Origin of the sequence: Mycobacterium sp. E1715, assembly GCF_001667625.1 — a bacterium.
Lineage (GTDB): Bacteria > Actinomycetota > Actinomycetes > Mycobacteriales > Mycobacteriaceae > Mycobacterium.
Genome location: NZ_LZJJ01000539.1, coordinates 1 through 5560, shown reverse-complemented (window position 1 = coordinate 5560; position 5560 = coordinate 1). Strand labels below are relative to the sequence as shown.

Here is a 5560-nt window from a genome sequence, read left to right as displayed (position 1 = left end):
GGCGTTGTTGTCGGCGTCCGCGATGCTGCGGTTCGGTTTCTTCGAGGCGGGCCTGGAGTCGACGCGCGACCCGCGGTACACGATCGAACCGCAGAGGCGCCGGCTGGAGGCGCGTCGGGCGGCCGGCGTCACGGGGGACTCGATCACCACCGCGGGTTAACCGGCGGCCGTGCCCGCGAGCGCGGAGCGGCGTAACGCCAGGGCGGTTACCGGGCCGAATTTCAGCCCCGGCGTTACGCGGGCGAGTGTCTGGGTATCCCCACAGCTATGACGAAATTTGGCTACACTCTGATGACCGAGCAGAGTGGACCCAAAGACCTTGTACGGCAGGCTGTTTCAGCCGAGGAGCGCGGTTTCGACTTCGAGGTCTGCAGCGACCACTTCACCCCCTGGCTGACCTCGCAAGGGCATGCGCCCAACGCATGGGCGGTGCTGGGCGCGGTGGCGCACGCCACCGAACGGGTGGACCTCTACACCTACGTGACCTGCCCGACGATGCGCTATCACCCGGCCGTGGTCGCCCAGCAGGCCGCCACCGTGCAGATCCTGTCCGACGGCCGGTTCACCCTGGGCCTGGGCAGCGGCGAGAACCTCAACGAGCACATCGTGGGCAGGGGCTGGCCGACCGTCGAGCGCAGGCAGGACATGCTGCGCGAGGCCATCAAGATCATCCGCGAATTGTTCGGCGGCCAGCTGGTGAACTTCAGTGGCGAACACTTCCACGTCGACTCCGCGCGCCTGTGGGACGTGCCCGAGGTCCCGGTCGCCATCGCGGTGGCGTTGTCCGGCGACAAGGGCATCGAGAGATTCGCCAGGCTGGCCGATCACTTCATCGCGGTCGAGCCCGACGGGGAGCTCGTCGACGCCTGGCATGCCGCGCGCCAGGCCGCCAATCTCGCCGGCGGCGGCCGCGTGGTCGGTCAGATCCCGGTGTGCTGGGACCCCGACCGCGACACCGCCATCGAACGCGCTCACGACCAGTTCCGCTGGTTCGCCGGCGGATGGAAGGTCAACGCCGATCTCCCCACGCCGGCCGGTTTTGCCGGCGCGACCCAGTTCGTCCGTCCCGAAGACGTCGCGGAGTCCATTCCCTGCGGGCCGGACCTCGATGCGATCGTCGAGGCCGTCCGGCCCTACTGGGAGGCCGGGTTCACCGACGTGGCCCTCGTCCAGGTCGGCGGCGAATCGCAAGACCTTTTTCTGAAAGAGGCCGCCGAACCTTTGCTTGCCGCGCTGCGTGACGCGGCGAAGTAATCCCACGTTTGGTCGGTATCTGCCCGGGTATCCGGCTCCCATCGTGCGCGCCCGGCCGTATGTGTTTGTGTGCGGCGCGAACACCGGCAAGCAGCGCCGGGTGCCCGTTGACCTGCAAAGCAGCTGTCTTGCAGCAACTTTGCCCGAGATGAGTTCGCCGCAAGGCAGAAAGAGCTGACGATGGGCGATCGATCCGCCAATACCACCTCCGCGTTGGTCAAGGCGCTCGGGTGCGCCAGTTTCGCGCTGGGCTTGAGCGAGTTGGTGGTCCCCGAAAAGGTTGCTGCCCTCGCCGGGGTCGACGACACGGCCCGGTCGCGCCCGGTCATCCGCGCGCTGGGCGCGCGGGAGTGCGGCCATGGGGTGGCGCTGCTGGGCGGTCCCCAAAAGATGGTCTGGACCCGGGTGGTCGGCGACGTGCTGGATATGGCGCTGCTGGTGGCCGGGGTGGCCGCCCGCGGCCCGGGGCGGCGACGGCAGGGCGCCATCTCGGCCGTGGTGCTCGCCGGCATCGGCGGGCTGGACCTCTACACGGCGCTGCGCACGGTCGACGGTGGCGGCCGGCACGTGAATGGATCCCGACACCGCACCTTGCGCGCCGCGGTCACCGTGCGGCGCACGCCCGAGGAGGTGTACCGCTTCTGGCGGGACCTGGAAAACCTGCCCAGCTTCATGCACCACCTGAAGGCGGTCACGCCGACCACCGACGGGCAGTCGCATTGGATAGCCAACGCCCCGGCCGGCCGGTCGGTCCAGTGGGACGCGCAGATCACCGAGGACGACACCAACAAGCGGATCGCCTGGCAGTCGCTGCCCGGCTCGGTGATCGAGAACGGCGGCAGCGTCGAATTCACACCCACCGCCACCGGCGACGGCACCGAAATTCGCGTCAGGATCGGCTACCACATCCCGGGCGGCCTGTTCGGCAAGGCGGCGGCGAGCCTGTTCGGCGAGTCCCCCGAGCAGCAGGTCAACGACGACCTTCGCCGCTTCAAGCAAATCCTCGAGACCGGGCAGGTGCTGCGTTCGGACGGGTCCCCGGAGGGCACTGCGTCGGGCCGCCAGATGCATCAGCAACCGGCGCAACCGAACAAGGGAGCCAGCGTATGAAGGCCACCGTCTGGGCGGGCCGCAACAGCGTCCAAGTGGAGTCGGTCCCCGACCCGACGATTCTGAACGATCGCGACGCCATCGTGCGCATCACCTCGACGGCGATCTGCGGTTCGGACCTGCACCTGTACGACGGCTACATCCCCACCGTGAAGCACGGCGACGTGCTCGGGCACGAATTCATGGGCGAGGTGGTCGAAGTCGGCAAGAGCGTCAACAACCTGGCCGTCGGCGACCGGGTAGTGGTCCCGTTCCCGATCGCGTGCGGGGCGTGCTCCGCCTGCCAACGTAGCCTCTACTCCCTGTGCGAGAACTCCAACCCCAACGCCGGCATCGCCGAGAAATTCATGGGCCACTCGCCGGCGGGGCTGTTCGGCTATTCGCACATGCTGGGCGGTTTCGCCGGCGGCCAAGCCGAATACGCACGGGTGCCCTTCGCCGACGTCGGGCCGCTGAAGGTCGAAGACGACCTGACCGACGAGCAGGTGCTGTTCCTGTCGGACATCCTGCCGACGGGCTACATGGGTGCGGAGATGTGTGACATCACCCCCGGTGACATCGTGGCGGTGTGGGGCGCCGGCCCGGTCGGCCTGTTCGCGATCATGAGCGCGTACCTGCTCGGTGCCTCGAAAGTCATTGTCGTCGATCGGGTTCCGTATCGCCTCGAGCTCGCACAGAAGATCGGCGCCGTACCGGTCAACTTCGCCGAGACGTCGGTGCTCGAGGAATTGCGCGACCTGACCGCCGGTCGGGGACCCGACCACTGCATCGACGCTGCCGGGATGGAAGCGCGCAGCGGATCCACTCCGGTCGATGCCTACGACCGTGTCAAGCAGGCGGCTCGCCTGGAAACCGAACGGCCGCATGCCATCCGGGAAGCGGCGATGAGCTGCCGCAACGGCGGCACCCTTTCGATCATCGGGGTGTACGGCGGCCTCATGGACAAGTTCCCCATCGGGGCGGTGATGAACCGGTCGCTGACCATCAAAACCGGCCAGTGTCACGTCCACCGCTACATGCGCCCGCTGCTGGAGCGTATTCGCAACGGCGACATCGATCCGACCATTGTCGTCAGCCACCATATGACTCTCGACCAGGCTCCCCATGGCTACGAAATCTTCAAGAACAAAGAGGACCGCTGCACCAAAGTGATTCTCAATCCGACGTAATGCATAGTCCGGAATAGAGGGGAATAACCATGGCAAATGAATTGCAAGGGAAGAAGGTCGCGATTCTGGCGGCGGACGGCGTGGAGAAGGTCGAACTCGAACAACCCCGCGCCGCCCTGAAAGAGGCTGGTGCCGAAGTCGAACTTCTTTCGCTGAAGACCGGAGAAATCCAGGCGCGCAACCACGACCTCGAGCCGGCGGGAACCTTCAGCGTTGACCGCGCGGTGTCGGACGCCTCCGCATCCGAATTCGACGGCCTGGTGCTTCCGGGTGGCACGGTGAATCCGGACAAGCTCCGGATGGACAGCTCCGCGGTCTCCTTCGTGCGTGACTTCGTCGCCTCCGGAAAACCTGTCGCCGCAATTTGTCACGGCCCGTGGACCCTGGTGGAAGCCGGTGTGGCGGAGGGCCGGACGCTCACGTCGTACCCGTCCATTCGCACCGACCTGCGCAACGCGGGCGCGAACGTGGTTGACGAGGAGGTCGTCGTCGACGGCAATTTGATCTCGAGTCGCTCACCGTCGGACTTGCCGGCCTTCTGCGCGACCATTGTCAAGCAATTCGCGCATGCGCCCACTGGTTAGCCGAAAATGGCCTTTCCCCAAACCGTTTGAAGGCAACGGTTTGCGGGCATTACACAGGCCAAGCAGTGATCGCCGCGGCGATCCGTCGAAAGGCCAAAGTTGACCACAACGTATCCAGGACCCGCTGTCTCGGCTGCTTCGAACGTGTATCAGCCCCAGGACGATTCCCGATTACTGGTGAATGTGATGCGACAAAGCGCGCTCATTCCGGGGCGGCGCGTTCTGGACCTGTGTACTGGCAGCGGATTCGTCGCGATCGCCGCGGCCGAGATGGGCGGCGCCGACGTGACGGCCTTCGACATCTGCCCACACGCCGTGGGTTGCTCTCGCAACAACGCGGCCGCCGTCGGCGTGAATGTGGATGTGCGCAAGGGCACGTGGAGCGACGCGCTCGACTGCGCGCCGTTCGACGTTGTCGTGTCCAACCCGCCGTACGTGCCGACCCCGCCGAATGGCGACACCGAGTACATCAGCCCCAGCGCAGGCCCATCGTGGGCCTGGAATGCCGGCCCGGATGGCCGGATGGTGTTGGATCCGCTGTGCGAGGCGGCGCCGAAACTGTTGTGCGACGGAGGCTCCCTGCTGCTCGTGCACTCGGCGCTGGCCGGCGTTCAGCAATCCCTGGATTCCCTCAAGTGGGCGGGCATGGATGCGAGAGTCGTTGCGTCCGAGCGGATACCGTTCGGTCCGGTGATGATGGCGCGGGCGGCCTGGCTGGAGAGCGTCGGCCTGATCCCGCGCGGACTCCGGCACGAGGAACTGATCGTGATCCGGGCGGACAAACGATGAGCGCCACCCGGGTACAGGTGGTTGCCGGCGGGCCGGTGCTGGTGTCCGGTCCGGTGCGCATCGAGATGCCGAACGGCGAGGTCGTGGAATCCGACAGGTTCATGGTGGCGATCTGCACCTGTCGGCGCAGCGAGAAGTATCCTCTGTGCGACACCAGCCATCGCCGATGCCGAAACCTGGCGCGCCGGACCGCTAGTCCAGCGACCGCCGCAACGACGTCCGACCCTGCTGCCACGACGCCATAACCGCTTCTGCCAAACGATCTTCGACCGCGGCGTGCGCGCGGATCCCGAACACGATGTCGCGATCGAGCTGCGGCTCCCGGGCGACCAGGTCCCCGACCACGTCGATGCGAACGACGTGCTCGTGGACCGCATCCGCCTCGACGTGCTCGGCATAGAACTCGACGCAAGACGCCGGTGCGCCCATGCGCCGCAGCGCCTGCACCATGCGGCGGGATCCCGGCGGCGAGGTGATCTCCGTGGACGCGAAGTGCCCGATCGCGGCGCCACGCAACTCGCGATGTAGCCCGAACAGTGACATCAGGTTGACCGCCGCCAGCGCTTCGGCGGGGACGGCGTCCACGTAGGCCAGGTACGTGGCGTCCAGGTGCGCCGCCGTCATCAAATCGGCGAAAAGCTGCTGATGCAGCCG

7 protein-coding genes and 1 pseudogene are annotated in these 5560 nt (G+C 66.7%); 7 read left to right on the top strand and 1 reads right to left on the bottom strand.

Annotation, left to right across the window (positions count from 1 at the left end):
• The 7 genes and pseudogenes from A9X03_RS29525 to A9X03_RS28885 form a co-directional block, all read left to right on the top strand.
• A pseudogene (locus tag A9X03_RS29525) lies at positions 1 to 160 on the top strand (nitrite reductase); the annotation flags it as partial.
• Between the two features lie 107 nt (positions 161 to 267).
• A complete protein-coding gene (locus A9X03_RS26265) occupies positions 268 to 1254 on the top strand; it encodes an LLM class F420-dependent oxidoreductase (protein WP_067783329.1) in 987 nt (328 codons plus the stop codon).
• A 180-nt stretch (positions 1255 to 1434) separates the two neighbouring features.
• Complete coding sequence (locus A9X03_RS26260) at positions 1435 to 2364, top strand: SRPBCC family protein (RefSeq protein ID WP_067889886.1); 930 nt, start codon at positions 1435 to 1437, stop codon at positions 2362 to 2364.
• A complete protein-coding gene (locus tag A9X03_RS26255) occupies positions 2361 to 3533 on the top strand; it encodes a zinc-dependent alcohol dehydrogenase (protein ID WP_067783334.1) in 1173 nt (390 codons plus the stop codon). Before A9X03_RS26260 ends, A9X03_RS26255 begins: the two co-directional genes overlap by 4 nt.
• A 29-nt stretch (positions 3534 to 3562) precedes the next feature.
• A complete protein-coding gene (locus A9X03_RS26250) occupies positions 3563 to 4117 on the top strand; it encodes a type 1 glutamine amidotransferase domain-containing protein (protein ID WP_067754250.1) in 555 nt (184 codons plus the stop codon).
• A 99-nt stretch (positions 4118 to 4216) separates the two neighbouring features.
• The gene (locus tag A9X03_RS26245) at positions 4217 to 4906 is read left to right on the top strand and encodes a HemK2/MTQ2 family protein methyltransferase (RefSeq protein ID WP_067754253.1); all 690 of its coding nucleotides are present in this window, start codon (positions 4217 to 4219) and stop codon (positions 4904 to 4906) included.
• Complete coding sequence (locus tag A9X03_RS28885) at positions 4903 to 5151, top strand: CDGSH iron-sulfur domain-containing protein (RefSeq protein ID WP_082950333.1); 249 nt, start codon at positions 4903 to 4905, stop codon at positions 5149 to 5151. Before A9X03_RS26245 ends, A9X03_RS28885 begins: the two co-directional genes overlap by 4 nt.
• On the opposite strand, the gene A9X03_RS26240 is transcribed toward A9X03_RS28885, so the two are convergent.
• The coding region (locus tag A9X03_RS26240) for an iron-containing redox enzyme family protein (protein WP_197508497.1) at positions 5099 to 5560 on the bottom strand (462 nt) is incomplete at its 5' end. The two genes, A9X03_RS28885 and A9X03_RS26240, sit on opposite strands and share 53 nt — an antisense overlap.

Coding starts and splice junctions, on each gene's coding strand:
- A9X03_RS26265 (WP_067783329.1), top strand. CDS start 268: ATGACGAAATTTGGCTACACTCTGATGACCGAGCAGAGTGGACCCAAA.
- A9X03_RS26260 (WP_067889886.1), top strand. CDS start 1,435: ATGGGCGATCGATCCGCCAATACCACCTCCGCGTTGGTCAAGGCGCTC.
- A9X03_RS26255 (WP_067783334.1), top strand. CDS start 2,361: ATGAAGGCCACCGTCTGGGCGGGCCGCAACAGCGTCCAAGTGGAGTCG.
- A9X03_RS26250 (WP_067754250.1), top strand. CDS start 3,563: ATGGCAAATGAATTGCAAGGGAAGAAGGTCGCGATTCTGGCGGCGGAC.
- A9X03_RS28885 (WP_082950333.1), top strand. CDS start 4,903: ATGAGCGCCACCCGGGTACAGGTGGTTGCCGGCGGGCCGGTGCTGGTG.